The 26,992-nt window shown below is 35.1% G+C and carries 24 protein-coding genes; 9 read left to right on the top strand and 15 right to left on the bottom strand.

The genetic code is table 11. The features are described from left to right. The first annotated feature begins 551 nt into the window (after window positions 1–551). Window positions 552–1,724, top strand: coding sequence for a formate-dependent phosphoribosylglycinamide formyltransferase (gene purT / locus CFE53_RS06805; protein WP_148121088.1), 1,173 nt, complete (start codon window positions 552–554; stop codon window positions 1,722–1,724). 324 nt (window positions 1,725–2,048) lie between these two features. Here the strand turns inward: purT and vhuB are convergent, their stop codons facing one another. From vhuB to mch, 10 genes are all read right to left on the bottom strand, one after another. Continuing rightward, window positions 2,049–3,197, bottom strand: a complete 1,149-nt coding sequence (gene vhuB / locus CFE53_RS06800; RefSeq protein WP_148121087.1) for a F420-non-reducing hydrogenase associated-polyferredoxin VhuB — start codon at window positions 3,195–3,197, stop codon at window positions 2,049–2,051. A gap of 172 nt (window positions 3,198–3,369) precedes the next feature. Further along, window positions 3,370–3,507 carry a F420-non-reducing hydrogenase selenoprotein subunit VhuU gene (gene vhuU / locus CFE53_RS06920; RefSeq protein ID WP_148121086.1) on the bottom strand — a complete coding sequence of 46 codons (138 nt, stop codon included), beginning with the start codon at window positions 3,505–3,507 and terminating at the stop codon, window positions 3,370–3,372. A 14-nt stretch (window positions 3,508–3,521) separates the two neighbouring features. Next, a complete protein-coding gene (vhuA, locus tag CFE53_RS06790; RefSeq protein WP_148121085.1) occupies window positions 3,522–4,781 on the bottom strand; it encodes a F420-non-reducing hydrogenase Vhu subunit A in 1,260 nt (419 codons plus the stop codon). 15 nt (window positions 4,782–4,796) lie between these two features. Then, entirely contained in the window at window positions 4,797–5,663 is an 867-nt protein-coding gene (gene vhuG, locus CFE53_RS06785; RefSeq protein ID WP_148121084.1) for a F420-non-reducing hydrogenase subunit VhuG, read from the bottom strand. Between the two features lie 110 nt (window positions 5,664–5,773). After that, the gene (vhuD, locus tag CFE53_RS06780; RefSeq protein WP_253254751.1) at window positions 5,774–6,187 is read right to left on the bottom strand and encodes a F420-non-reducing hydrogenase iron-sulfur subunit VhuD; all 414 of its coding nucleotides are present in this window, start codon (window positions 6,185–6,187) and stop codon (window positions 5,774–5,776) included. A gap of 313 nt (window positions 6,188–6,500) precedes the next feature. Beyond that, window positions 6,501–8,477, bottom strand: a complete 1,977-nt coding sequence (locus CFE53_RS06775; RefSeq protein ID WP_150131697.1) for a CoB--CoM heterodisulfide reductase iron-sulfur subunit A family protein — start codon at window positions 8,475–8,477, stop codon at window positions 6,501–6,503. 748 nt (window positions 8,478–9,225) lie between these two features. Continuing rightward, entirely contained in the window at window positions 9,226–9,762 is a 537-nt protein-coding gene (locus CFE53_RS06765) for a CDP-2,3-bis-(O-geranylgeranyl)-sn-glycerol synthase (RefSeq protein WP_148121082.1), read from the bottom strand. 398 nt (window positions 9,763–10,160) lie between these two features. Then, window positions 10,161–11,177, bottom strand: a complete 1,017-nt coding sequence (locus CFE53_RS06760) for a homoserine dehydrogenase (RefSeq protein ID WP_148121081.1) — start codon at window positions 11,175–11,177, stop codon at window positions 10,161–10,163. 15 nt (window positions 11,178–11,192) lie between these two features. Further along, complete coding sequence (locus CFE53_RS06755) at window positions 11,193–11,672, bottom strand: ACT domain-containing protein (protein WP_148121080.1); 480 nt, start codon at window positions 11,670–11,672, stop codon at window positions 11,193–11,195. Between the two features lie 1,134 nt (window positions 11,673–12,806). Further along, on the bottom strand, window positions 12,807–13,778 hold the full coding sequence (mch, locus tag CFE53_RS06750; protein WP_148121079.1) for a methenyltetrahydromethanopterin cyclohydrolase: 972 nt from the start codon (window positions 13,776–13,778) through the stop codon (window positions 12,807–12,809). 89 nt (window positions 13,779–13,867) lie between these two features. Here mch and CFE53_RS06745 point away from each other — a divergent pair, with 89 nt between their 5' ends. From CFE53_RS06745 to CFE53_RS06740, 3 genes are all read left to right on the top strand, one after another. Beyond that, window positions 13,868–14,266: a DUF61 family protein gene (locus tag CFE53_RS06745; RefSeq protein WP_148121078.1), complete on the top strand. Its 399-nt coding sequence runs from the start codon at window positions 13,868–13,870 to the stop codon at window positions 14,264–14,266. Continuing rightward, window positions 14,263–14,439 (top strand): hypothetical protein, encoded by a 177-nt coding sequence (locus tag CFE53_RS06880; protein ID WP_172456377.1) that lies wholly within the window; start codon window positions 14,263–14,265, stop codon window positions 14,437–14,439. Before CFE53_RS06745 ends, CFE53_RS06880 begins: the two co-directional genes overlap by 4 nt. Window positions 14,440–14,707: 268 nt before the next feature. Further along, a complete protein-coding gene (locus CFE53_RS06740; protein WP_148121077.1) occupies window positions 14,708–14,974 on the top strand; it encodes a hypothetical protein in 267 nt (88 codons plus the stop codon). 836 nt (window positions 14,975–15,810) lie between these two features. Here the strand turns inward: CFE53_RS06740 and CFE53_RS06735 are convergent. Beyond that, window positions 15,811–17,964 (bottom strand): minichromosome maintenance protein MCM, encoded by a 2,154-nt coding sequence (locus CFE53_RS06735; RefSeq protein WP_253254750.1) that lies wholly within the window; start codon window positions 17,962–17,964, stop codon window positions 15,811–15,813. Between the two features lie 432 nt (window positions 17,965–18,396). Here CFE53_RS06735 and serA point away from each other — a divergent pair, with 432 nt between their 5' ends. After that, on the top strand, window positions 18,397–19,971 hold the full coding sequence (gene serA / locus CFE53_RS06730; protein WP_148121076.1) for a phosphoglycerate dehydrogenase: 1,575 nt from the start codon (window positions 18,397–18,399) through the stop codon (window positions 19,969–19,971). A 239-nt stretch (window positions 19,972–20,210) separates the two neighbouring features. Next, complete coding sequence (locus CFE53_RS06725; RefSeq protein WP_148121193.1) at window positions 20,211–20,627, top strand: EamA family transporter; 417 nt, start codon at window positions 20,211–20,213, stop codon at window positions 20,625–20,627. A 10-nt stretch (window positions 20,628–20,637) separates the two neighbouring features. Here CFE53_RS06725 and CFE53_RS06720 read toward each other — a convergent pair whose 3' ends face one another. Further along, complete coding sequence (locus CFE53_RS06720; RefSeq protein ID WP_148121075.1) at window positions 20,638–20,883, bottom strand: hypothetical protein; 246 nt, start codon at window positions 20,881–20,883, stop codon at window positions 20,638–20,640. 361 nt (window positions 20,884–21,244) lie between these two features. Here CFE53_RS06720 and fhcD point away from each other — a divergent pair, with 361 nt between their 5' ends. Next, on the top strand, window positions 21,245–22,150 hold the full coding sequence (fhcD, locus tag CFE53_RS06715; RefSeq protein ID WP_148121074.1) for a formylmethanofuran--tetrahydromethanopterin N-formyltransferase: 906 nt from the start codon (window positions 21,245–21,247) through the stop codon (window positions 22,148–22,150). Between the two features lie 63 nt (window positions 22,151–22,213). Next, a complete protein-coding gene (locus CFE53_RS06710; RefSeq protein ID WP_148121073.1) occupies window positions 22,214–22,930 on the top strand; it encodes a hypothetical protein in 717 nt (238 codons plus the stop codon). A gap of 291 nt (window positions 22,931–23,221) precedes the next feature. Here the strand turns inward: CFE53_RS06710 and CFE53_RS06705 are convergent, their stop codons facing one another. The 3 genes from CFE53_RS06705 to CFE53_RS06695 form a co-directional block, all read right to left on the bottom strand. Next, a complete protein-coding gene (locus tag CFE53_RS06705; protein WP_148121072.1) occupies window positions 23,222–23,722 on the bottom strand; it encodes a UPF0254 family protein in 501 nt (166 codons plus the stop codon). An 881-nt stretch (window positions 23,723–24,603) separates the two neighbouring features. Further along, window positions 24,604–24,825 (bottom strand): histone family protein, encoded by a 222-nt coding sequence (locus tag CFE53_RS06700; protein WP_148121071.1) that lies wholly within the window; start codon window positions 24,823–24,825, stop codon window positions 24,604–24,606. Between the two features lie 183 nt (window positions 24,826–25,008). After that, on the bottom strand, window positions 25,009–25,866 hold the full coding sequence (locus CFE53_RS06695; RefSeq protein WP_148121070.1) for a zinc metalloprotease HtpX: 858 nt from the start codon (window positions 25,864–25,866) through the stop codon (window positions 25,009–25,011). Window positions 25,867–26,072: 206 nt separating this feature from the next. Between CFE53_RS06695 and CFE53_RS06690 the strand changes: the two genes are divergently transcribed. Further along, complete coding sequence (locus CFE53_RS06690; RefSeq protein WP_216360697.1) at window positions 26,073–26,879, top strand: carbonic anhydrase; 807 nt, start codon at window positions 26,073–26,075, stop codon at window positions 26,877–26,879. Window positions 26,880–26,992 lie beyond the last annotated feature (113 nt).

Below are 26,992 nucleotides of genomic sequence, written 5' to 3'. Positions count from 1 at the left end.
CTGATAAGAATAACAATAATTATAATAAAAGAAATAAAAAAGAAGGTATTAAGATCAAAATAAAAGATAATCTCCTGGAATGCTCTAAGATACTATGGAATCGGAGCAGATCCTTCCTAATAGGTTACTATGATATAATTATAAGGTATTATATTTTAATATTTTCTCAGTCTTTTTATTTATTTTTAACCTCAGTTCCCATAATGATTGTGATTAAAAAAAATATAATAATTATTATGATAATAATAATAAAAGTTTTAAGAGGAATAAAATTAATAAAATTCTGATAGAGATAAAAAAGTAAAAATAATATTGGATATTGGATAAATAGGCAAGATTCCTTTTTAATTTTCTTTTTTAGTTTTTATAATTTTTATTTTTTATATTATCACTTTGATGGGAACCATGGTTATTATTTATTATTTAAATCGTTACTTTGATGATAATTAAGGTTTTTATACATTTTTATTATTTTTACTATAATTGTTACTTTAAGATTTTTATACATTATTAACAAAATAATCATTATTATCAACAATAACGGTGAAATCGTGAGAGTGGGAACTCCTCTATTTTCAAATGCCACCAAAATACTCCTCTTAGGTGGAGGTGAGTTAGGGAAAGAGATAGTTATAGAGGGGCAGAGGTTAGGTTTAGAGTGTGTTGTTGTAGATAGGTATCAACATGCACCTGCAATGCAGGTTGCCCATAGAAGTTATGTAGTAGACATGAGAGATGGAGAAAGTTTAAGAGCCATAATCGAGAGAGAAACTCCCGACTACATCATCCCGGAGATAGAGGCTATAGATACAGAGGTTCTTGTAGAGATGGAGGAGTTTGGATACAAGGTATCTCCCAATGCCAATGCAACAAGGGTAACGATGAACAGGGAGTATATACGTAGGTTGGCATCTGAAAAACTTAAGTTAAAAACTGCAGATTATAGATTTGCAGAATCGTTAGAAGAGTTAAAAGAGGCTGTAGATCAGTTAGGGATGCCATGTGTCGTTAAACCTATTATGTCCTCTTCGGGAAAGGGCCAGAGTATTATAAGGAATAAAGAGGATATTGAAAAGGCATGGAGGCACGCCCAGGTTTCTGCAAGGGGAATAGGTTCCAAGGTGATAGTTGAGGAGTTTATAGACTTCGACTACGAGATAACACTTTTAACTGCAAAAACTGAGGAGGGTATAAAGTTCTGTCCTCCTATAGGCCATATACAGATAGATGGGGACTACCATGAGAGTTGGCAACCTCACCCAATGGAGGAGAAAACTCTAAGGGAGGCTCAGAGGATAGGTTATGAGATCGTTACCATGTTAGGAGGTAGAGGAATATACGGTGTAGAACTCTTTGTTAGGGGGGATGAGGTTATATTCAGTGAGGTTTCTCCAAGGCCCCATGATACAGGTATGGTAACTATGATAACCCAAAATATGAGCCAATTTGAGATACACCTTAGGTGTCTTTTAGGGTTACCTGTAGATGTGGAGATGGTTGTACCTGCAGGTGCCAGTCATGTTATTAAGTCTAATATAGACAAGTGGGCTCCCCAGTACGATATAGACGAAGCCCTAAAGGTTCCAAATACGAAGTTGAGGTTATTTGGTAAGCCTGTGGCAAGGGTTGGTAGGAGGATGGGCGTTGCACTGGCATACGGTGAGAGTATAGAGGTTGCAAGGGAGAGGGCCAAGAGATGTGCCCACGCTGTTAAGGTATTTTAAAATTAAAAATTTGGATAATAATTACTAATTTTGGAAAAGCCCTAAATAGAGATAAAAAATAAAAATTAATTCCTATTAAAATTGATAATAAAAATTATTCAAAAATAAAATTAAAATAAATAGAGATATAGTTAATCCTGTAAAATATAGAGTCCCTACTTAAAGATTTTGGAATTCGTCCTTTTTAATAACTAGGAATCTCAAGAATAAAAATAATAAGAGTTTTCGCATTTTTTTTCTTATTCCTTTATCCTTATTACAGTTTTAAAACATATATTAATTTTATTTTTAGTGTTCAGTCTTAGTTTGACTTATGAATGATATTTACCTCAACTCCAATACCTTCTTCTTTTCAGCCTCTGCACAGGATAGACAGAGTAAACACATTACACAGTATCCCTTTAGAGGTATCTTTCCCCTTGTTAATCTTAAGGTTTTCATTGGACAAACCTCTACACAGTTACCACATTTTACACATAGGTGAGGACTGTACTCTATCCTGTTGTACTCCTTTCCATTGTGGTTTATCTTACCTAACTTTAACGCTCCAGTTGGACATGCGACAGTACATGCACCACAGACTATACACATCTTTACAGTTCTATTTTTCTTATCTACTACAATTGCATCGGTGGGACATACCCTAGCACACTTCTCCAGTATATCGTAATCCTCCTCGATGATAACTAATCCTTCCTCTGTTATTGGATGTGCAGATTCATACCTTACCTCTAAGGTTATGGCATCTACAGGACAGGCCTTAACACATAACTTACATGCTGGACAGGCCTTTGGAACTTCTACTATATTCTTTTCGCTGTTGTACTTTATCATATCCCCTGGACAGATCTCGGCACAGACTATACATCCTATACACTTGCTCTCATCTACTTCAAACTTCAATATCTCCTTTTTCCTCTTCTTCGGTATTTTGCCAGAGACGTAAATAGCATTCCATGGACAGGTTTGGGCACATATGGAACAGTATATACACTTTTCTCTATCGATAACTGCCCTGCCCTTTTCCATAGTAATAGCCTCTACAGGACACACTGGGACACAGATCTCACAACCTACACAGTCCTCGGTAACCACTATTGGCTCATTGGGAATCTCGATCTTTTTCTTAGGCTTTTCCACTATCCCAGGTATGGAGATGATATCTATTGGACATATCTCTACGCATCTTTTACATAAAATACAGTGCCCCTTTGAATAGGGGTATCTATCATCAACCTTTTTTATCTTAGTTGGACAGGCCTCTGCACAGTCTCCACACTTTACACACTTTGATGGATTGTAAGATATAACACCATTAGATTCGTAGAGTGCTCCAGTTGGACAGACCTCAACACAGTCCATACATATTATGCAGGTTTTAAAGGGAGATATCTCTATAGCCTCTGTAGGACAGACGGCAGTACAGGCGTTACATACTAGACAGAGATCTTCCTGGATTTTTATTCCCCCCATAGTATCTCCTATATCTCATTTTAATTTTAATAGTATAGATTAATCTCATTATAACGATTCTTTTATAAAAATATTTGAAAACTTATTAAAATATCTAATAGTTATTTAAGAATATCTCAGGAACATTAACAGTTTCCTACAACCTCCCATAAAGGGTTCGGTATGTAGGAAACTATTCTTCCTTTTTTATCTCGAATAGGAGATCTCCTTTTTCATTTTTGACTATTACATGAGCTGCACATGAGTATCAAGGATCGTAGGCTCTCAAGACAGCCTCTAATAGGTTCAACTTTTTTTCGTCTATCTCCATAATCATCACCTAAATTATTTTTTAAATACCTCCATTACAGCCTGTTTGAGCGCCTTCTCCATTGTAGGTACGTTATGTGTCGATGCCACTATCATGTTGGCTTTTATGACTATTCCATTCTCATCTGTCTCGTAGTGATGTATTAAAACACCTCTTGGAGCCTCTACAATACCGACACCACTACCTGCCTTTGGCTCCACCTCTACTCTTACATCTGTAGAGGTGATCTCACTATCCTCCAATAACTCTTTAGTTCTTTCACATGCTGTAAGTAACTCTATAAGTCTCGCATGGTGGTAAGCCAAAGACTGATTTGCTGGACTTCCAAATATATCTATAAACTCCTTTCTAGCCTCTTCAGCCAGTGGTGTAGGAATACTATCACATATATTTATCATTGCCAAGGGTCCAACTCTGTAGATTCCTTCAGGATATCCAGCCTTTTTATAGTAGGGGTATTTTACATAACTGTATGGTACACTGTGTTCTCCTATGTAATCCTGGTATTCAGAGAATGGGAATTCCACCTTCTCACTACCATCTGGAGATAGGAATCTTAAAACTCCATCGTAGAAGGAGTGTTTTCCATCTTTAACTATTCCTAGGTACCAAGAGTCTATCACTCCCAGGGATTTTATCATATCCATATGTTTCTCATTTAATGATTTGATCAACTCTACACTCTCCTTGGCGTACTCTATCATAGTGTCGATTTCCTTTAGGAATGCATCCCTATCTTCTTCACTTAGTGATTTGGATACACCCCCTGGAATACCTGTAACTGGGTGTATGGGCCTACCTCCAACTTTTTCCACTATACTCTGACCGAACTTCCTCAATGCTATGGCTTTTTTGACAATTTCCGGGGATTTTTCAATCAATCCTACAATATTTCTAACCTCAGGGTCTGCATCTGGCCCAAGTATTAAATCTGGTGCTGCTAGATAGTAGAAGTGTAATGCATGACTGTGGATCATATTACCTAATAGCATCAACTCCCTAAGTTTCTTTGCAGCACTAGGTATCTCAACGTCCCAGGCGGCATCAACTGCCTTGACACTTGCTAGGTGGTGGGGTGTCTGACATATCCCACAGATCCTAGGTACAATCCTTGGCACTTCTTCAGCAGGCCTTCCTACTACAAACTGCTCAAACCCCCTTATTGCAGTAATATGTAGTTTAACTTCAACTGGTTTTCCCGATTCGTCTAGTGTAATAGTAACTTTACCATGACCTTCAACACGACTTAGGGGTTCTATAGTGATCTTGCCCATAGTATGTCACCATCCTTACTTGTGGATCTTCTTAGGAATTAATCCTGCAGCCATGGAGAACCTATAGAATAATCCTAATTTATCAGGGAGTTTCAGTACTGCATCACCAGTAACTGCATATGCATTTGCAACTGCAGCTCCCTGGTCAAGAACTGCATCTGTTTTTCCATAACATCCTCTACAGGGTACATTTACAGATGGGCACATTGCTCCACATCCTGCTCTTGTAGCCATTCCTACACATGTATAACCTTGTTCAAAGAGACATTTCTTCTCATCGGGAGTTCCATCAAAGGTTCTCTTTAATTCCTTAGGATAGGTCCCTTCCTTCTCCCTTGGACACTCATCACATACTATCTTTGTAGATACCTTAGGTTTCTTCCCCTCTAACAGTGCAGTTATCAACTCTACATTGTGTTCAGGTTTTGGAGGACATCCAGGTAGTACAAGATCTACATCTATAAAGTGAGATACTGGATATATCCTCTCTAGTAGTTTTGGAATATCCTCTCCTGGTACCTCTCCAGGGTTGTCTACAGTACCTGTAGAGAATGCCTCATTAAGGAGTTTCTCAGTAGGATATAGGTTACCTAAGGCTGGTATTCCTCCATAGGCTGCACAGGTTCCCCATGCCACAACAACCTTTGATCTTTCCCTGATCTCCTCTAAGAGGTGTTTCTCATGTTCGTTTCTAATACCTCCCTCTACTAGGAATACATCTATACCCTCTGGGATCTCCTTCATATCTGCCACTATAGGACCAAATAGGACCTCTACATTTGGAAGTACCTTGAGAAGTTGTTCATGGAGATCTAACAGAGACATATGACAACCGGAACATCCACATAGTTGGATCATCCCTAACTTTACCTTATCTCCCATCTCATCACCCTGTTAAGGTATAGTAAGTAAATAAAAGCACCTCCTGCTTAGGAGGCGGTCCTCCCGTAGGTCCCTCTCGGTTCCCTACGGAATTCATCCCTTTTACTCTTTTACCCGCACTGGCTCTTTAGTGGATTAGGGCCCAACCTGTTAACCCTCTCAGTCATTGTATTTACTGCCTCTACAAACTTGGCAGCGTCTGCTGCACTCATGAGGAATATCTCTATCCTCTCTCCCCCTATCCCAAGTTCCTCCAGTATCTCCTTCATAAGTTTTACCCTCTCCATGGCCCTAAAGTTTCCACTTTCATAGACACACTCGTTAGGTTTTCACCCTACAACCATAACCCCATCAGCACCCTTTTGGAAGGCCCTAAGGGCATAGGATATATCAAATCTACCAGTGCAGGGTATTCTTATAATTCTAACAGACGGAGGGTACTGCATCTTGCTAGTTCCAGCAAGATCTGCAGCACCATACCCTCACTGGTAGCATGCAAATGCTATTATTACTGGGCTATCCATACCCCTTCACCTTTAAAAAATGGTAATAAATGATAATTAATAAAATAATATTATAAGGATTATTTTTACTCTGTATTATATTTTAGAAACTTTCACCTCACCTATAGGGATTAAGAGCGCCCCTATAGGGTCATAGGTGTAGTGGAATCCAATAGTTTAGTAATTTAGAATATAGTTTTCCTTCAAAAGTTTACCTATAAATCAGTCCCATCCTGGCAGCGCCTTCGGATGGGACATCATCCCTTTATTATCTCTAGCAAACCACCCTAACGTTGTGTATTATTGTTTATTTTTTAAATTGGCTGTCCCCTTTTTATTGATTTATCATATTGTGAATATCTAAGATCCCATCTATTGCAGATATTATCTGTTCATCTCTATAGTATCTTAACTGCAGGGCTCCACTTGGACAGGTAGCGCAACAGGATCCACAACCTTTACATGCGATATCATTTACATCTGCTATAATATGGCCCTCAACATCCTTATAGGATATAGCATTGTATGGGCATACTTGAGCACAGATTTCACATCCTCCACAGACCTCTTTATTTACTATTGCTCTTATCATCTCTATCTCAAATTTACCCTTGGCCATCGGTATTGCCACTGCACTTGCTGCACCTTTAGCCTGAGCCACTGTATCAGGTATATCTTTTGGACCTTGAGCCACACCTGCAATGGCTATTCCATCTACCTTGGTATTAACTGGTGCCAACTTTGGATGGAGTTCCTTGAAGAATCCATCTGGACTGATATCCAATCCTAACATCTTTGCTATATCTCTGGTATCTGGTCGTGGTACAAGTCCTGCAGATAGTACCACTAGGTCGGCATCTATCTCTACTATCTCTCCCATCAGTGTATCCTCTACTCGGAGGATGAGGTTTTTAGTCTCTGGATCCTCGATGACACATGCAGGTCTTCCCCTTATAAATTTAACCCCGAACTGTTCCTGGGCTCTCTGATAGTACTCCTCGTATCCCTTTCCAAAGGCCCTTATATCCATGTAGCAGATGTAAACCTCTGCATCTGGCTCGTGCATCTTTATCAGTTGTGCATTCTTTAGGGCAAACATACAGCAGATCCTTGAACAGTAAGGGTTACCAACTTTCAGATCTCTGGAACCTACACACTGTATAAACACTACCTTATGGGGATGCTTTCCGTCACTTGGCCTTATTACATGTCCTCCAGTGGGCCCTGCAGGGTTGATCATTCTCTCCAATTCCAAGGTAGTTATTACGTTGTCATAAACTCCATATCCGTACTCTTCTTTTAAGGTTGCATCGAACTCGTCATAACCTGTCGCTACAATTATTGTCCCTGCCTTTAATTTGATCTCCTCAGGTTTCTGGTTGAAATCTATGGCTTCAGGTCCACAGACACTTTCACACAACCTACAGTCGATACAGTATTCCTTATCTATGGTATATACCAAGGGGACAGCCTGAGCAAATGGTACGTATATGGCTTTCCTAGTACCTAACCCTAAGTCAAATTCGTTAGGCACTTCAATAGGACATACTTTAGCACAGGCACCACATCCTGTACACTTGGACTCATCTACGTACCTTGGCTTTTTCTCTATAGTTACTTCGAAGTTACCTACGTACCCTGATACATTTTTTATCTCTGCGTAGGTGATTATTTCAACGTTAGGGTGGTTTGCTACTGTAACCATCTTAGGAGCCAAGATTCAAAGAGCACAGTCGTCTGTTGGGAATGTCTTGGCCAATTGGGCCATTCTACCTCCGATAGATTCCTCCTTTTCCACCAGATATACCTTATAACCCTGATCTCCTAAATCGAGGGCTGCCTGAATACCAGCAATACCTCCTCCAATGATGAGACAGGATCTATCTACCTCTACAACTTTTTGAGGTACATCCTCTAACCTCTTAGCTCTCTCCACACCTCCTGCAACTAACTCCATCGCCTTCTTTGTCGCCGCTTCTCTATCGCTCAAATGGACGAAGGAATCCTGTTCCCTGATATTTACGAACTCTAAATAGTATGGAGACAATCCTGCCTCTGCAATACAGGTTCTAAAGGTAGGCTCGTGGATTTTAGGAGTACATGCTGCAACAACTATTCTATTCAAATTGTATTCCTTTATTGCATTTTTGATCAACTTTTGCCCTGGATCGGAGCAGTAAAAGGGGTAGGTCTCTGCGTATACTACTCCATCAAGTTTTAAGGCAAACTCTTTTACCGCCTCACAATCTACGATGCCGTTAATATTGGCACCGCAGTGGCAGACAAAGACCCCTATTCTGGGGCTTTCCATATATTCACCTCCAAGGTATGGTAAGGTATGGTATTACAAAGGTTATATTATATAAAAAGTATTATAAAAATATACTGTTTAACCTATTTAATAAGTTTTATTAAATATACTATAATCGATTAACTACTGTTAAAGAGTTAATTACATTAGATTAACAAAAATATGTTAGAAGAGGGTAAAATCCCGCTAATTTTTATTTCCTTACAGTGTTTAACTCCACTAAATATTATAAGTTATTAAAATCAAAAAAGGATAAATATCCCTTAACAGGAGTCTCATTATGAACTTCATTAAAGGATTAATATTAATCTAGTTCCCATCAAGATTGTGATTAAAAATATGAATAATTATTATTATAAAAATAATAAAAGTTTCTAGGAGGAATAAAATTAATAAAATTCTGATAAAGATAATATTTAAAAAACTTAGTTCCAACCAAGTAGTGATTAAAGGACAATGAAAATAATTTATATAAAAATCATTAAATACTCTTAAGGATCTTTCCGAACCCTTAGTTAAGATAGGAGATCTTATTTCTGGTATTCACTATATTAAAAGATATTCAGAGGATCATTCTCCTCCAATCTCCTTTTTAAAATGTTTTATATCTGAGATGATAGAAGTTTTTGTTTTTTAAACCTTTTCTTTATTTTTTATTTTTATTATTTTTTGGATTATCCTTTTGATAGGAACTAGGGTTATAACATTATTATTTTTTATTATTCTTATTAAAACAGTAAAACTGCACCTACCACCACATACTTTTAATCCCCAACAAATAGGCCACAATATTACCTGATAGATGTATGATAGGTGTAATAATCAATATTGTAACTATCATATCCAAGGTTATAGGTGCAAAGGGATATGCAAATAGTATGGCAAATACAACAAAGTCAAGTTGATCTAGTAGAGGCGCAGGTTTTCCCTGCTCTATTCCCAGTCTTCTCTTGATAAAACTACCAACCATATCTCCAAAGAGAGCACCTAAAGATAGGAAAAAACCCACATACATCCATTTAAAAAGATTGTAGTGAAATTCAGGAGTTCCCAGTAAATCTAGATTTATAAGGATACCTTCAAGAGTGGCAGTGATACATCCACAGAGTAGACCAAAGAAAAACCCCCGGTATGTAACTCCGTTACCTAATATCCTCCTTCCATCTAAGAAGTATCTTCCTAAATCAACTGGAGTACCTCCACCGAATATACAGGCTCCAGCATTTGCAACGTAGGCTGGTAGAATATATAACAGGGAGTTAAATACCAATTGAACGAGATTCATAAGATCCCTCAACAATAATAGAATAGGAGTGTGGATTATGATGATATTTCTATTGATCATATGTTAGTATATAATGTATCTACTCAAAACTATAAATTTTGAATATTATTTAAAAACCCCAGTTCCCATTAAAGATTGTGATTAAAAATATAATAAGTATTATTATAATAAGAATAATAAAAGTTTCTAGGAGGGATAAAATTATTAATAAAATTCTGATAATATAAAAAACAAAATATAATAACCTTTTGGACACTGGAAGAAACAGGTAGGATTACTTTTTAATTTTTTTAGTTTATCCTTATTTCTTATTTTATTATTATTTTTTATATTATCACTGGTGGAAACTAGGGTTATTTAAAAAAGATAATAAAACAGAGATATTCATCCAAATATTCCTATCCTTTTCTGTCCTGTAGGTATATGTTGATAATATCACTTAGAATTGCAGAGGATGTCTCTATACTTCCTGCACCTCTCCCAACTACTATAACCTCCTTGGCTAAGTCGGTGTATAATTTGGCAACATTCAGAGTTCCCTTCACGTTTAGTGGATCATCTAAAGGTATCAACTTGGGACACACCTCTAACTTGTTCTTCTTTACCTCTCCAATGAGTTTTATAGTGTATCCTCCCTTATTTGCCATTGTAAGTGCCTCGGGAGTTATTCTAGTAATTCCCTCTATCTTCACATCCTTTATGGTGACATTCATATTCATAATAGAGTTTGCAAGGATCACTATCTTTGCAGCGGTATCGAGGCCACTGATATCCTGGTATGGATTAGTTTCAGCAATACCTAACTCCTGAGCCTCCTTAAGTACAGTATCGAAGTCTAACTTCTCCCTCTCCATCTTTGTGAGGATGTAGTTGGTAGTTCCATTTAATATTCCCTTTATCTCTATAATCTCGTTTCCAGCGAGGGTCTCCCTTGCTAGGTTAATAATAGGCATGGCACCTCCAACAGATGCCTCATATCTAAATATTCTATTGTATCTTTTGGCGCATGACATTAGTTCTTTAAAATAGAGGGCAAGAGGTCCCTTATTAGCAGTTATTACATGCTTTCCACTTTTAAAGGCCTCGATGATGTATGTCTTTGCAGGCTCTCCATCTTCTATATTTGTAGGTGTTGCCTCTATAAGGGCATCTCCATCTACAGACCTTATAACTTCTATTACCGGCATGGAGACCCCTTTATCTGGGTACTCAGATATCTTTCCCTTCTTTTTCTTAACCTCTAAGGCTAAATCTAAATCTAAACCATTCTCATCTATCGCCGCACCACTACTGTCACATATGGCAACAACCTTAAGATCCATACCGTATCTCTTTTTAAGGTACTCTCTCTTCTTCTTTATAACGTTGATAACTCCTCTTCCTATTACTCCAAAACCTACCAGTATTACCTTCATGCTCTCCCCATAGATTTAAAAGGATTTTATAAATAGCAGATCCTTCTCCTTTGAGATCCTATCCATTTCCATACATAAGTCCTCTAACTTCTTACTATCTACTACTATTCTCATTCTTGCAGAGGACTCTTTAAATGGATGGGGCATAGTTAGATCGAGATCTATAACTAACCCGTATTTATTTAACCTATCTATAGTATCCCTTATATCAGTATCTACAACATGGCCTATAACTACTACATCTACATCCATCTTTCTAACGTTGTTATTCACTTTTGTAACTATAATATCTCTATTTTCAAGTTTTTCTACTATCCTCTCCAAGGTATCCTCATCTATATCCTCAAGTACTATCCTAACAGGGATCCTACCATCGCTCTTCTTCTCCCTTAGGTGTATAACACTGTGAATATTTATGCCCATCTCAGATATAGGTGTTAGTGCCTTTAGAAGTTCCCCAGGTGAATCCTTTAACTCTAAATCTAAGAGGATCATAACTTCACCTGTTTAAATGTTTATAGGAGAATAATAATTATAATAATTATAAAAATCTTATTAAAATTATCATAATCAAAATGATAAAACTAAATACTTCACTACAGTTATGTGAGATTTTTAATAATAAAAAAATCTTTTTTAAACTAATAAAATATAAAGATCTCAAATAAAAATAATAATTAAAAATAATTAGGATAAAAATAAAGAATATAACAGGAAAAAGCAAAATATAACTTTTATTGTTCTTGGATTACATTAGTACTAGAAAAGCAAGGTAGGGTTTCTATTATATTACTTATTTTATATAATTATTTTTACCCCAGTTCTCATCAACATTGTAATTAGAAGAATAATAAAAATGATTATTATAATAAAAATCTTAAAAGTAATAATAAAATAATTCTGAAGGGATAGAGATAAAAAGTAAAAACTTAGTCCCCATTAAGTAAGTGATTAAATGAATAATGAAAATAATCAATATAAAAACCTTAATTCCCATCAAAGTAATGATAAAAATAATAAAAAATAATAAAAACTGAAAAATATTGAAATATTATTAAAATATAATACTTTTAACAAAATTAATAATAGCAACCTGCTAAGAAGGATCTGCTCCACTTCTCCATAGTATCTTAGAGCGTCCTAGAAAGATTATCTCTTATTTTGATTTTAATACCTTCTTTTTATATTCTTTTATTTTTTATAATTATTATTATTCTTATTAGAATTTTTGATGGGAGTAAGGTTCAATATAAAAATATTAAATATCCTTAGGATCTTTCCGAACCCTTAGGTAAGATAGGAGATCTTATTCTAATTTCCTATATTAGAAAATATACAGAGGTTCATTTCCCTTCAATCTCCTTTTTTAAAATTTGGAATAATAGAAGTTTTTATTTTTAAACATTTTCTTTATTATTTTTATAATTATTTTTATTTTATTCTTTAAACTATTCTTTTGATGGGAACTAGGGTTTTTAACTTTTATTATAATTATCACTTTGTTTAGTATTGGTTTTTTATTTTAAATGCTATATACTCTGCTAATAATTATCATACTTGTTAAAAATTTATTCCTGTTCAGGGTGTTTATAATATAAAAAATAGTTATTTTAAAGGGAATAAAAATATTTAAATAGTTCTGTAGTTCAGGGATTTCTTGATTACCTCAACGTTTATCTCTCCGGAACTTACTAACTTTCCAGTCCTTATATCGTTTATCGTTACCACTGCAGGAGCGAACATTCCCTTATCTATCTTGTAGAAGTCGTAGTTTGCAGCTTTGAATACCTCTAAGAAGGGCTTTCCATAGTCTGGTGATGCAGAGGAGGGCAGTTTTTTACATAACTCCTCTATATCGTCCCCCTCATCACTCTCTATATAGTAGTAGGTCTTACCTCCGTAGAGTACCATATCGTTAGTGGCACCCATCATAACTAAGTCGTCTCCAACAATTGGGGCGATAGGTGCAATACCTACTGCATATTTAACCTTCTTTACATCGAAGTTTAGTACCTCTAACATCTTGTAGGTTCCATTCTCCACAACCCTACCACTGATCTGTATAGAACCTACAAGGGATGAGGTTGGAGCAACTAGGAGATAGACCTTTTCAACATCTACTCCACACTTATCTGCTACATGCTGGGCGACATCCTCATTTGGAAGTTTTGAGGACTCTAAACACAGTATAGCTACATCGGCGTTATCTTCGTATCCTATCTCCTCGTAGGTGCTCTTAGGCATCTTTGCAAGGGCTCTGGCAGGTCCTGAACCCATGGCGAAGTACTTACCAACCTTCACAACCCATCCTGCCTTCTGGGAACCTAAGGTGGATACTGCAGGATGGGATGTGATCACCTTTACAGATGGCAGTGCCAATCCATCATTTAATCCCTCATCTAGGGCGATACCTACATCTGCCAATCCACCTAGACACACCTTTGTAAATGCCTTACCTGCCTCAAAACTACCAGGTACATTTACCCCACAGTCTATAACTTTTGCCCCATTTTCTAAGGTTTTTACCTCTATGTTCAACTCCTCCTTCTTTTTCATCATTTCCTCTACTATAGGGAGTGCCTTTAGATTTACACTTAGCATCTCTATCACCCTTTATTATTTTTTTAATTTTTTTTTAATATTATTTTTTATACTTTTTTATTTATAGTATTAAATAGGGGTTGATATATATGGATAGGGAGATCTACAGATTCCTACGTAGTTTAAATATAAACTTTAGGAAAAAAACACTGAGGGAACTTTTAGAAGAGGAAAAACCTCATGTTGTTATAAATGGTAAGAGACATAGAATAAAAAAGAGAGAGTTAAATCTTCTGAAGGAGTTAACTGACAACTTAGATCTGAAAATACCTATAGTTTTAGAGATAGACGCCTCCTTAGAGTCTGGGACTGTGAAAATCAGTGGCCGTGAAGAGGTAAAGGTGATATCTAAAATACTGGGGAGGGATATAAGTCCTTTCAGTGAGGAGAGTACTTTATATATCTATAAACCTGAGTTAAAAATAGTTAGGAGACATCTCCCTACTACTACAGTCTATCTCTTTAGAATGGGACCTGTGATAGAATGAAGAAAAGAAAGTACAGAGGTACAGACCCATTTAAGAGACTTTTGAACAACCCAAAAAATATAGAGAGGTTGTATAAACTTTACTATATTATATCTCTCTGGGTATGGTTTGCAGTAGTCCTTGGGGCTTTAATTTTTATAGTATGGGCTGTAAGGTATTTAGGGATAATTTAAGAGATGATCTAGAATATTGTAGTATACTCTTTAAATAAATTTAAATAATAAATATGATAAAAAATAAAACTTAATAATTATTTTTAATATTAATAAAAAATAAACTCTTTGTTATAACTTCTGCGGATTTATTTTTGAGTACTGAATGAAGAAGAAAATTTCTCCATGTTGATCTTCTCTTTAAAGATGTTATTAGCTCCATGTAATTATTGTTCTATTTATTTCAACAACAATATTCACTAAAATAATGCTTTAACGAGGGGATATAATGAACGAGTATGTTCTGTACTTTACCATGTTCTCCTTGATAATTGGAGCACTCTCCTCCCTGAAACTCTGTTTCCATAAAAATACATCTAACGTACTCATTGGAGAGGGTTTAATGGCCATTATTGTAGCTACCTTTTTAGTAGTACTCTCTCAGGGATTTAATATACCCTTTGGAGAAACAGTAGCACTCTTTATAATTGTGGCAGGACCTGTTGGAACGATTGCATTCTCTATGGTTATGAGAAAAGGAGATAAAAATAAATAACGGTGTCAGTTCGCCCATCATTCATCACAGGTCAGAAGCTACCACCGATCATCATCCACCACTAATATAGATATCTCCACATGTTTATATAATTTTCTTATGGGACTTCAAAGATTGTGATGGAAGATAAATTATAAATAATACCTTAGTTCCCATCAAGATTGTAATTAGAAGAATAATAAAAATAATAATCATAATAAAAAATAATAAAAATCTTAAGAGTAATAATAAAATAATTCTAAAGATATAGAAATAAAAAAGTGAATAACCTTAATTCCCATCAAAGTAATGATTTAAATAATAAAAAAAACTGAAAAAAATGATTAAAATTAATGCTATCTATTAAGAAGAATCTACTTCACTTCCATAGCATCTTAGAGCATTCCAGGAAATTATCTTTTATTCTGGATTTTAATACCTTCCTTTTATACTTTTATTTTTTATAATTATTGCTATTCTTATCAGAATTTTTTGATGGGAATTGGGGTTTATAAATAATAGTTAAAAAATGAAAAAAGATATAAAACTCTCTAATGATATTAAAATGTTCAGGATCTCCGAAAAGATGTTCGAAAAAATAAAGATATTAAAAGAACGTTGTTTTTGTTTTTAGGATCTCAATAAAAATAAAAAAGAAAATAAAAATCTCTACAAACAGTTAGACAAAATTAAACACTATAAGAAATGAAAATAAGATTTCCGATAACTCTTTTTTAGGGAGTTTTTGCCCTCTTTTATTAATCTTTTACTTTTTTACTCTCATTATTTTTAAATATTTAAATATTTTATTTTTATTTTAAGGTTTCTAAGTCATTATACTATAGTTATGGATCTCCTTATGTAACCCTATAGTATCCAAACCTTGGTGAGTATATCTCGGCGTTCTTCTTTAATTTCTCCAGTAGTTCCTCTACCTCCTTCTCAGAGATACCAAATTCAGAGGCTCTCTCTATTATATCATCCTCTGAGGCTAAACCGTCGTTGGAGAGTGCAGAGAGTTCCTTTATAATCTCTAGTATCTTGTCCATCTTGTCGTACTTAGACTTAGGCAGTTGTCCCATAATCTTTCCTATGTCGTACTTACCAGTTTCTGGATCGTAGGCAACCTGGTTTAAACACTCCTCTATGATCTCTATGGCTACCTTTGCATCCTTTTCCTCAACCTTCTTTGATAACCTAGCCTTTGCATGCATCTCTGATATTCTTATAATAGCCTCTAACTGCCTTGCTGTAACTGGTATTGGGCTATCTTCCTCTCCCAACTTCCTCATATCTATGTAGAAGTCTTTTATGATCTTCTTTGCAGATTTTGTTAAATAGGGGTTTTTTATCTGCCTTTCGTCTACCTCATCTCCCATAAAGAGTGATTGATTCTCCTCAAAGTATGCACAGGTTCTAGCATAGATGATATAACTTTTAATTAGATTTTCATCTACTATTATACCGTCTATCTCAATAGGTTTTAGTATAGAGTACTCCTTAGTGGCAGTTTCTATGTGGACATCTAAGATGTGTTCTGCAATCTCCTCGTCCCTCCTTCTATCAGGTATATCCCTAAGGGGAAATATGAGATCGAACCTACTTAGGAGTGGTGGTGGTATATCTATCTGCTCAACTACTCCTAAGTTGGGATCGAACCTCCCTCTCTTTGGATTACAGGCTGCAAGGACTGCACATTTAGCGGGAAGTTTTACATTTATACCTCCCTTATTCACATGTATTGTCTGGGACTCCATAGCTTCGAGGATGTACTTCATAACGTTCTTATCTACAGTAAGTTCATCTATACAGGCTGTACCTTCGTTGGATTTTACAAATACCCCAGGTTTCACTACCCATCCATCTCCTATGTCTGTACTCTCCCTTATAACGTTGGCTGTAAGCCCTCCACCTGTAGCAGTGGTAACTGAAGCGTAGGAGTTCTGAGGGAAGAGTCTCGCTATCCTTCTTAACATGGTAGATTTTCCTATTCCAGGATCTGTAATTAGAAGTATATGACTGTCCCTCCTTAGAGGGGTACCATCTGGTAGAAACTTCATACATCCCTTTATCTGCTGTAGAAATATTGCCTTCTTTACAATTTCGTATCCTTTAATCTGGGATATGAGGTAATTAGAGAGTATATCCACTATGTTCTTCTTTTTACCTAGTTCATTTAATGTTTCTATTAGATCAGGTTTAAGAATGTCTCTAACTTCAATTTTCTGATAACTCTCAATTAGAGAGACACTGTTACTCCTAACACATATTTCGAAAATTGGGGAGTTTAGATTGGAACGTGTACTTTTTCTTATTACAGTACCTACAACCTTTACTCTTCCTGAATATATTCCTCGAGAGTTTTCCAGGAACACCTTTATACTCTTTGGAGGATCCTCAGGATTCTTCATAAGATCAATAGGCTGTTGAATCTCTAACTCCTGAATATTTACATAGGTAGAGTTGTCCAGGTCCAGTACCATCTCTTCCTTGCAATCCTCTACATCACATACTACTTTAGACAACTTTTTAAAGTAATCGTGGATAGTATATTTTTTCACATTTCCACAACGGGGACATACAAAGTACGCCTTCTTAAGTAAAGCACACACCTTACCTGCAGATATAATATCTCCCTCAAATGTAGCAAGTTTGTTGATATCGAAGGAGTTTATATCTTCTATTTTTTTCTCACAACCTATGGGGTTCTTTAGAGATATCTGGATCTTCTCTAATTCCTTCTCTGTTTTACTATCCTCGCCAAATACCTCTCTATACGTCTCTTTAAATATATAGAAGAGGGTATTTTCTACCTCTATCGGATACTCTATAATAATATCATTTACCTCTCCCGCCTCTGGAAAGTATCTTAAAAAGTCCTTTATATTAAACTCGAAAATATTGTTCTTTATTGTATCTTCTGATAACTTGCTTTTAATGTACTGCTTTATCTTATCTTCATATCTCTCCATAAATTCTTCTTCATCGTACTCTATTGTAAATTTGTCCATAGTTATCACAAACTTTTAATTTATTCCAATATTTAGATAGTATTATATCCATTAGAAAACTAACATTTACTAAATTTCAATTAAAGAAAAAATTTGTACTTATTTTCTTGGAGATGTTGTAAATTTAAGAGTATATTCATATAGAAAACTATAAGTCATTATAAAAATAACTGTATAATAATAAAGGTTTAGAGAATATTATAACTATTCAACTTTATTGAAGTCTCTATTTCTAAATTTTTATAAAACAATTTATATTTTTAAAATTTTTATTATTAAATTTTTATATTCATCTCAACAGTATTTAATTGCTTACAAATATTTATAATATAAAATTTTTTATTTTTTAAGGTAAGGGTTTTTGACAGGGAGGATAAATATAAAAGTAATATATTAAAAATTAAGGAACCACAAAGTTGGAAGTGAAGAACTATGGTAAAGATACTTATTACAGATGAGATACACGAAGACGCTGTAAAAATACTTGAGAGAGTTGGTGATGTAGAGATAGCAACTAACCTAAGTAAGGAGGAGTTAAAAAAGAAAATAGAGGATGTTGATGTTATTGTTGTTAGAAGTGGAACAAAATTAACAAGGGACGTCTTAGAGCACGCAAAGAAGTTAAAAATCATTGCAAGGGCGGGAGTTGGTGTAGACAACATAGATGTACAGTATGCAACAGAGAAAGGTATTATAGTGGTTAACTCTCCAGATGCGTCCTCCATCTCTGTTGCTGAATTAACCATGGGGTTGATGTTATCTGCAGCGAGAAATATACCTCAGGCTACAGCCTCGCTAAAGAGGGGAGAGTGGGATAGGAAATCCTTTAAAGGTATTGAACTTTACGGTAAAACCCTTGGAGTTATTGGATTAGGTAGAATAGGACAGCAGGTAGTGAAGAGGGCGAAGGCCTTTGGAATGAATATTGTAGGTTACGATCCCTATATACCTGAGGATGTTGCAAGGAGTTTAGGTGTTAAGTTATTAAATGATATCAACGAACTCTGTAAGGTTAGTGATTTCATCACCCTCCATGTTCCTCTAACTCCAAAAACTAGACATATAATAGGCAAAGAGCAGATATCACTGATGAAGAAAAATGCAATAATTGTAAACTGTGCAAGGGGAGGGCTAATAGATGAGAAGGCTCTCTACGAGGCTCTTAAGGATAGGAGGATAAGATCTGCAGCACTGGATGTCTTCGAGGAGGAGCCCCCAAAGGATAACCCACTACTTACATTGGACAACGTCATAGGAACTCCTCATCAGGGAGCCTCTACAGAAGAGGCACAGAAGAGTGCAGGTATCATAGTTGCAGAGCAGATTGTAAAGATACTTAGGGGAGAACCTGCGGAGAATATTGTAAATCTCCCTGCGATTCCTTCTGAAAAGATGGGTAAGTTAAAGCCCTATATGGAACTTGCAGAGAAGTTAGGACTTATGGCTATACAACTACTTGATAGATCCATAGAGAAGGTAGAGTTGATATACAGTGGTGAGATAGCAAAGGAGGATACTGAGATGGTAAAGAGATCTTTCCTCAAGGGTATGCTCTCTCCAATACTCCTTGCAGGAGTAAATCTTGTAAATGCTCCTAGTGTGGCTAAAAGTAGAAACATAAAGGTAATTGAGGGTACAATATCTGAGAGTGAGCACGGTAATGCCATAAAGGTATTGGCGGAAGGTAAGTCAGAAAAAGTGTCGCTGGTTGGTTCTGTAATAGAGGGCAAACCTGTACTTAAGGAGATCGACGGATACAAGGTGGATATAAAACCTGAGGGTATTATCTGTATAATTAGGCATATAGATAGACCTGGGATGATAGGTAAGGTGGGATTACTCCTAGGGGACTATGGTATAAACATTGCAGGAATGCAAGTTGGTAGGAAAGAACCTGGCGGAGAGAGTATAATGATTCTCAACGTAGATCATGTAATACCTGAGGATGTGTTGGAGAGGTTAAAAAATTTGGAGAATATCAAAGATGCCAAGGTTATTAATTTGTAGTAAAATATTTCTAATCTTCCTACAACCCTCTATAAAAAATAATAATTATAATAAAAAATAATGGAGAAGGTAAAAATACTTGAAAATAAAACATTAAAGAGGTATATCTTACTATTTACGTTGTAAAAAAGCAAAATAATATCCTCTTCTAAAACTCCTTTAAAGGACCTATAACACACTATTTCTCTATTTTTCTGTTGGTGAAGCGATGACAATATAACGAAATAACGGTGGTTACTATAAATGAAGTTATAGCGGGGATCCTTATAGCGATCCTCTACGGTGTAGGTACCTTCTTTGCAAAGATTGTCTCTGAGAAGGACCCTTTTATACAGTGGATTATAGTTAATATCGTAGGTATTGTACTCTCTATGTTTATAGTAGTAAAAGACCCCCAGAGATTGTGGCAAATACAGGGAAAAATTCTGATCTATGGAGTGATATCTGCAGTAATGGTAGTATTGGGGAGCTTACTTCTCTATTATATGCTTAACAAGGGAAAGGCCAGTATCGTTGTACCTCTGTCCTCCATAGGACCGGCTATCACTACGGTGTTGGCAGTCCTCTTTCTCAAGGAACATCTATCTATCAACCAGATAATAGGTATTGTACTGGTGATCTTGGGAATTATACTCCTCTCCATAAATAATAACTGAAAAATGAGAATTATAGGTTTTTAAGTAATTTTTTAGCACCCTGTGCACCAATTTGTAATTTTAAGGCGTTAAGTATCTCGTAGGCATCCTCTATACTTTCGGCGTTGTTAATAGCCTCCTGAAAACTTTCCCTTTTACCAGGTTCTACTAAACTTATGAGATAATAGATCGTAAAAACCAACTCGATATATTTAGCCTCTTTCTGAACTTGACCACTGATTTCATCGACAAAGTTTTTTATATTTTCAGACACCATACTATCACCAAGATCCTAATAAAAAATTGGTTATAATATATCTATATTAATAATTTTTGTTTAATAAATTTGTATTTCGCTAATGGATTATTAAGGTTTGTGTCTACTTTACTAATAAAGAATGAACCTGAATATAAGTCTTTTTGTTAGTAATCAGTCATCTTCTCTACTCTCCTATACTTGTAAGAGTACACTATGAAAAAAGATTAAATTCTAAAACATCTACCTTTTAAAAATCTAATAACCATGTCTTCTAAAGTCTTTATTACTTGATTTTATCTAACAGTTTGTAAAATTAAAAATAAAAATTTAAATAATATTAATAAAGATAGTAAATATATAAAACTGAAAAGGTGAGAAGATGGAAATAAATGGTGTGTATATAGAAGATACCTTTGCTGAAGCATTTCCTATATGGGTTTCTAGAGTTTTAATAACTGCAGCTACAAAGAGACTTGCGAAAATAGCGGCAACAGAGGCTACAGGGTTTGGATGTTCAGTTATTATGTGTCCTGCAGAGGCAGGGATTGAGAAGTACGTACCTCCAACAAAGACTCCAGATGGAAGACCTGGTTTTATAATTGAGATATGTCATCCTAAAAAATCAGAGTTGGAAAAGCAACTCTTAGAGAGACTTGGACAGTGTGTCTTAACTGCACCTACAACTGCAGCATTTGATGCCATGGGTGAGGATGCAGAGGAGCATCTAAAGGTGGGGTTTAAGTTGAAGTTCTTTGGAGACGGTTACGAGAAGAAAGATAAGTTAGGGGACAGAACAGTATATAGGATACCTATAATGGGAGGGGAGTTCATAGTAGAGAACAAGTTCGGTATCAAGAAGGGAGTTGCAGGTGGGAACTTCTTCATAATGGCAGATGCTAATATGACTGCACTGGTGGCAGCAGAGGCTGCAGTGAATGCCATCAGATCTGTAGATAAGGTAATTACTCCATTCCCTGGAGGAATAGTAGCCTCCGGTAGTAAGGTAGGTGCCTCCAATCCAAAGTATAAGTTTATGACCGCTACTACTAACCACAAGATGTGTCCAACACTTAAGGATGTTGTAGAGGACTCTGAGATCCCAGAGGATGTAAATGGAGTATATGAGATCGTAATAGATGGAGTAGATGAGGAGTCTGTTAAGGAGGCTATGAGGGTAGGTATCTTGGCAGCAACAACTGTGAAAGGTGTTAAAAAGATAACTGCAGGTAACTACGGGGGTAAGTTAGGTAAGTATCAGATAAAGTTAAGGGAGTTATTTGAATAATTATTTTATTTTTTATAATTTTTTATTTTTATTATTTTAAAAAAGTTTTACAGGGGATTTAATTTGAAGGTAAAGTACCTGTTAAAAAATAACACCTATGGGGAATTTACACTGAACAAATCCTTCAACACCTACAGAGGGAAGTTGATAAAGTTCGACTTCAACGGACCCTTAGAAGGAGTTGTAATGTTGAATAAGAAGAACCATTACTATTTTTATCCCTTAAGGGCACTCCATATGATAAAACCTGAGAACCATGTACCTACAAACATCCTACCTAAAACCTCCCTCCCTACAAATCCAAAGAATATCCATGTTAAAGAGGCACTCTCAAGGATAGTAGGTAGAACCTTAAAGGTTGGATACAACAACCCTAAGACGGCGTATCTGGGAAGACTTTTAGGATTTACAAGAGGAGTTTTTTCCTGGACACTTGCTTTAGAGATCCATGGAGAAATATATCTTTTGATAAATCCCAACTACTTCATATACTACGGTACCAAGTGGATCATACCTAAGAACAACCCTCCATATGTACCGCCAGTACTTGTAAATTTAACAAAGACAACCCAGTACTTAAAAAAATCCCTCCTAGAGGAGGTATACTTAGAACCTATGTACCCCCGTATAAATGTAGATAATAAGGCTTACATCTATCCCTATGGTGTAGTTTCAGATGATGAATATTTGAAAAAACAGATTGAAATCATTCTCAAGGAACATGGCCTCCACTTCTACAAAGAAAACAGTTATAGTTATGAACAGAACTTTTTGTGCTAAAAATTAAAAATTTAACAGATTGGTTGATATTTATAATGAGTATTCCTGTTAGGGATTTTGTTCTTATATACATGTCCACGGATCTTTTAAGAGAGAATATTTTCTGTTTTCTGGTCTAATTTATTTTATTCTAATTGTTATTCTATTTAGGATATTATTTTTTATTAGAGTTTTTTGATAGGGATGAGATAATAAAAAATAAAGATAGAAATTAATTATATGAGCCGTTAGACGTATAATTTCCGTTGTTATTCTTTTGAAATGTCTAGAATATTAAGTATCAATAAACAATTACGCTCTAATACCATATTCATTACTTAAAATCTCCGCAAGTTTATTTAAAGTTTTATATAAACCATCCTTTGATCTTTCAACTAAATTTTCTCCAGTTAGCACATTCCCGTAAACATCGGTTGTAAATAGGTATCTCCTGCTATCTGTAAGGATACATATACCCCCTCTACCAACACCTGCTGTAGTTCCTATCGCAATATTACACCCTAACTTATCCTTCAATCCCTTTGCTATAAGATACGCTACCTTAAGATCATTTTTTTCATTGTATACTTTGGCGTACCTGTATTTGTAGTCTGGAGGTGGTAGTTTTATATCTAAAATACACTCTATGACATCCTTCTGAGGTAAAAACATCGATGCTATTACGTATATATTGTTATTAAAAATAGAGTAATAGGGACATCTCTTTACATCTTCATGTCCCATGGCCATTTTATGTAAGATAACTCCTATCTTCCCATGTGTAAAACACTCAGCAGTAGCAACAGAGAGCATAACATCAAATTTCATTATTTTTTATAAAAGATTAGAATGGTAGTTTTGTATTAATAGTTATAATTTTTTATATAGTTTTTTTAATTTTTTTTAAAAATTTTAAAATACCCTAATTCCCATCAAAAAATTCTAATAAGAATAACAATAATTATAAAAAATAAAAATATAAAAAGAAGTATTAAAATTATTGAAATCAAAACAAGAGATAAATAATTTCTCCTGAAATGCTCTAAGATACTGTAGGGATAAAGCAGATCCTCCCTAACAGTCTGCTATTATTAATTTTATTATCTTTTTTATTATCTAAATCTTATTATGATGGGAATGAAAGTTTATTTTATTATTATTCCTCTTAAGATTTTTATTATTTTTTTATTATGATAATTATTATATTTTTTTTAATCACAATCTTGATGGGGACTAGGGTTTTAAAATATAATATAATATAATAATCCTAACTCCTTAAGTAGTAATGGTTTAAAAATGACAAATTTAAATGATAATAATTAAAATAATCAAAAAAATAATGAAGTAAAAAAATAATATAATATAAAAGTTAGTTATTCAAAAAATCAAAAAGGTATAATATTTATTTCCCTATTCTTATCTTATATTCAGGAAACTCCTTAAAAATTAGGTATTAGATTAATTGTTATTTTAGATTCTGAATGAAAATATCTAAACAAGAACTCCGAGAGCCTTTATTTAAATAACAATCATTATAAAAATAATTAAAATCAGTAAAAAAGTAAGATCTATCCCTATTCTCTACCTTACACCAAGTGCTGTAGAAGTAGAACAGGATTCCACCTAACTCCTCCTTCCTAAAAATAACTTCTAATATCCTACTATAAAAAACTAATTAAAAAACTGAAAGGAAGTTATTTACACTTGTTTATTATCATCTTCAAGGCCATTTTTACATCGTCCTCTTTAACAGTCTTCCTGTTGGCATGTTTTGCCAACTCTACGGCTCCCTTGGCAATATCCATTGCTATTTCTTCAAGGGCCTCAACTAATGCCTTGGCAGCCTTTTCACTTACTCTCTCTGCACCTGCTTTTTTTAATATTCTTGCTACTGGTGCAACTGGTAGTTCTGCCATCTCATCACCTCATATACTTTATATTCCTAAGTTTAAAAAAGGATATATATAAATTTTTCGGAAATAGACCTTATCCTGACAGAGTATCCAATATTGTAAGTTTCTGTTAACTCTAGAAACCTAGTGTTAAATGTACATCCATATTAATGGGGTACCTCATATTATAGTGAAGGTCTTAATTTGTTATTGTAGATACCTTGGATTTTTTGCCATTTCTAGAAGTCTCTTTACCCTCTCCTCTGTTGGTGGGTGTGTGGAAAAGAGTTTTAGTATACTTTCCCCTCTAAATGGATTTACTATAAAGAGGTGTGCAGTTGCTGGATTGCCTCTATCTAAAGGATACATACTTACTCCTTTTTCAAGTTTGATTAGTGCATTCGCCAGATAGAGTGGATGGGAATATCTAGCCCCTCCTTCATCTGCACGGAACTCCATCTGTCTAGAGATGGCAAACTGTATAAGGGTTGCCGCAATTGGTGCAAGTATTATAAAGAGTATAGAACCAATAAACTGGAAGGGATTATCTTCATCGTCCCTAGTGAATCCAAAGAATAATCCCCACTGGAGCATATCTGCAAGGTATACAATAGCCCCTGCAAGTACTGCCACTATAGAGCCTATAAGAATATCCCTATTTTTTATATGACTTACCTCGTGGGCAATTACCCCCTCCAGTTCCTGGGAGTTAAGTAGATCCATAATTCCCGTAGTAACTGCCACCACTCCATGTTTTGGACTTCTACCTGTTGCAAAGGCATTTGGTGTTGGAGTGTCTATTATGGCAACCTTCGGTTTTGGAATACCTGCCCTTCTTGCCACCTTCTCTACAATCCTGTGGAGATAAGGTGCCTCCCTCTCATCTACTATCCTCGCCCCGTAACTCATAAGTACTATCTTATCGCTGAAGAAGTAGGCAATAAGGTTAGGTATCAGTGCAATTATTATGGCAATTAGAGGGTGAATATGGAACAGTAAACATGCCCCATAGAGTATTCCCGTCAGTAGGGCCATCAATATTATAGTTTTTAGAGTAGTCATCATCCTTATCCCTCCTATACATTAATTTATACCTTTTTATTTCTCTAATTATAATATTACTATTTTTATTTATTAATTTACATATTTTTATTAAAATTGTTGATTTGAAAGTATTATTCGTAGCGAATAATATTATTCGTGTAGGAAAATTATATATACCGTTAATGACCTTATAGATATATGTTAAAAAAAGAACTGTAGGTGGTATCTTGAAGAAGATAGTAGCCCTACTTTTAGGGATATTACTTATTATTCCAGTAGTATCCCTAAGTGGATGTATAGGTACTGAAGAGAATGCCCAACCTCAGGAATCCCCTGCTAAGCCAACTACTAAAAATAGACAGGAGGTTGTAAGCGTGGAAGGTAAAGATCTGAAAACGCTAATAAAAAACTATAAAGAGTACAGAAAGGACTACTATGAAAAGAATAAAGATCTATTCACTAAATTGGCTGAAGAGGGTCAAAAACCAAAGGTGCTCTTCATCACATGTAGTGATTCAAGGGTTGTTCCAAGTATAATAACAAAAAGTGATCCTGGAGATCTCTTCGTCCTGAGAGTTATAGGGAACTTTGTACCACCTTATGAATCTGCCCTAGAATACAGTGGTGTTGCATCGGCAATAGAGTATGCAGTTTCTGTGTTAGAAGTGGATCATATCATAGTCTGTGGCCACTCACAGTGTGGGGCCTGTAAAGCACTCTACCAAGATATTCCAGAGGATCCAGAGATGATGGCTATAAAAAAGTGGTTAAAAGTGGCAGAGCCAGTTAAGGAGTATGTTTTAAAGGAGATCGGGAATAAGACAGTGGATAAAGAGGAACTTGCAGAACTTACTGAGAAGACTTCCATAAAGTTCCAGATTAAAAACCTTATGACCTATCCAGGGGTAAAGAGAAGGGTAGAAAATGGGGAACTCTCCATACATGGATGGTACTTCAATATAGGGACTGGAGAGATTGAATATTACGATCAAGAAAAGGATAATTTCATCCCATTGGAACTGTATAAAGATTAAATCTATTTTTTTATCTATTTTTTTATACAGATACAATATTATTAATTTTGGCTAATATATAATATTCATATTTTATGAAATATAATTCTATATAGAAAATTTTATATACTATT

This window comes from Methanofervidicoccus sp. A16, assembly GCF_003351865.1.
GTDB lineage: Archaea > AGJL01 > Methanococci > Methanococcales > Methanococcaceae > Methanofervidicoccus.
The sequence above is the reverse complement of the archived record's forward strand: the minus strand, read 5'-3'. Positions and strand labels throughout refer to the sequence as shown.

What these genes read in the sequence shown, in the direction of transcription:
- CFE53_RS06755 (WP_148121080.1), bottom strand. Translation starts at nt 11,672, where the DNA reads ATGATCCTCTTAGATTTAGAGTTAAAGGATTCACCTGGGGAACTTCTA.
- vhuA (WP_148121085.1), bottom strand. Translation starts at nt 4,781, where the DNA reads ATGGGCAAGATCACTATAGAACCCCTAAGTCGTGTTGAAGGTCATGGT.
- CFE53_RS06735 (WP_253254750.1), bottom strand. Translation starts at nt 17,964, where the DNA reads ATGGACAAATTTACAATAGAGTACGATGAAGAAGAATTTATGGAGAGA.
- vhuG (WP_148121084.1), bottom strand. Translation starts at nt 5,663, where the DNA reads ATGGGAGATAAGGTAAAGTTAGGGATGATCCAACTATGTGGATGTTCC.
- serA (WP_148121076.1), top strand. Translation starts at nt 18,397, where the DNA reads ATGGTAAAGATACTTATTACAGATGAGATACACGAAGACGCTGTAAAA.
- vhuB (WP_148121087.1), bottom strand. Translation starts at nt 3,197, where the DNA reads ATGGGGGGAATAAAAATCCAGGAAGATCTCTGTCTAGTATGTAACGCC.
- CFE53_RS06880 (WP_172456377.1), top strand. Translation starts at nt 14,263, where the DNA reads ATGAAGAAAAGAAAGTACAGAGGTACAGACCCATTTAAGAGACTTTTG.
- CFE53_RS06720 (WP_148121075.1), bottom strand. Translation starts at nt 20,883, where the DNA reads ATGGTGTCTGAAAATATAAAAAACTTTGTCGATGAAATCAGTGGTCAA.
- CFE53_RS06745 (WP_148121078.1), top strand. Translation starts at nt 13,868, where the DNA reads ATGGATAGGGAGATCTACAGATTCCTACGTAGTTTAAATATAAACTTT.
- CFE53_RS06765 (WP_148121082.1), bottom strand. Translation starts at nt 9,762, where the DNA reads ATGAATCTCGTTCAATTGGTATTTAACTCCCTGTTATATATTCTACCA.
- CFE53_RS06700 (WP_148121071.1), bottom strand. Translation starts at nt 24,825, where the DNA reads ATGGCAGAACTACCAGTTGCACCAGTAGCAAGAATATTAAAAAAAGCA.
- CFE53_RS06705 (WP_148121072.1), bottom strand. Translation starts at nt 23,722, where the DNA reads ATGCTCTCTGTTGCTACTGCTGAGTGTTTTACACATGGGAAGATAGGA.
- CFE53_RS06760 (WP_148121081.1), bottom strand. Translation starts at nt 11,177, where the DNA reads ATGAAGGTAATACTGGTAGGTTTTGGAGTAATAGGAAGAGGAGTTATC.
- fhcD (WP_148121074.1), top strand. Translation starts at nt 21,245, where the DNA reads ATGGAAATAAATGGTGTGTATATAGAAGATACCTTTGCTGAAGCATTT.
- CFE53_RS06740 (WP_148121077.1), top strand. Translation starts at nt 14,708, where the DNA reads ATGAACGAGTATGTTCTGTACTTTACCATGTTCTCCTTGATAATTGGA.
- mch (WP_148121079.1), bottom strand. Translation starts at nt 13,778, where the DNA reads ATGCTAAGTGTAAATCTAAAGGCACTCCCTATAGTAGAGGAAATGATG.
- CFE53_RS06695 (WP_148121070.1), bottom strand. Translation starts at nt 25,866, where the DNA reads ATGATGACTACTCTAAAAACTATAATATTGATGGCCCTACTGACGGGA.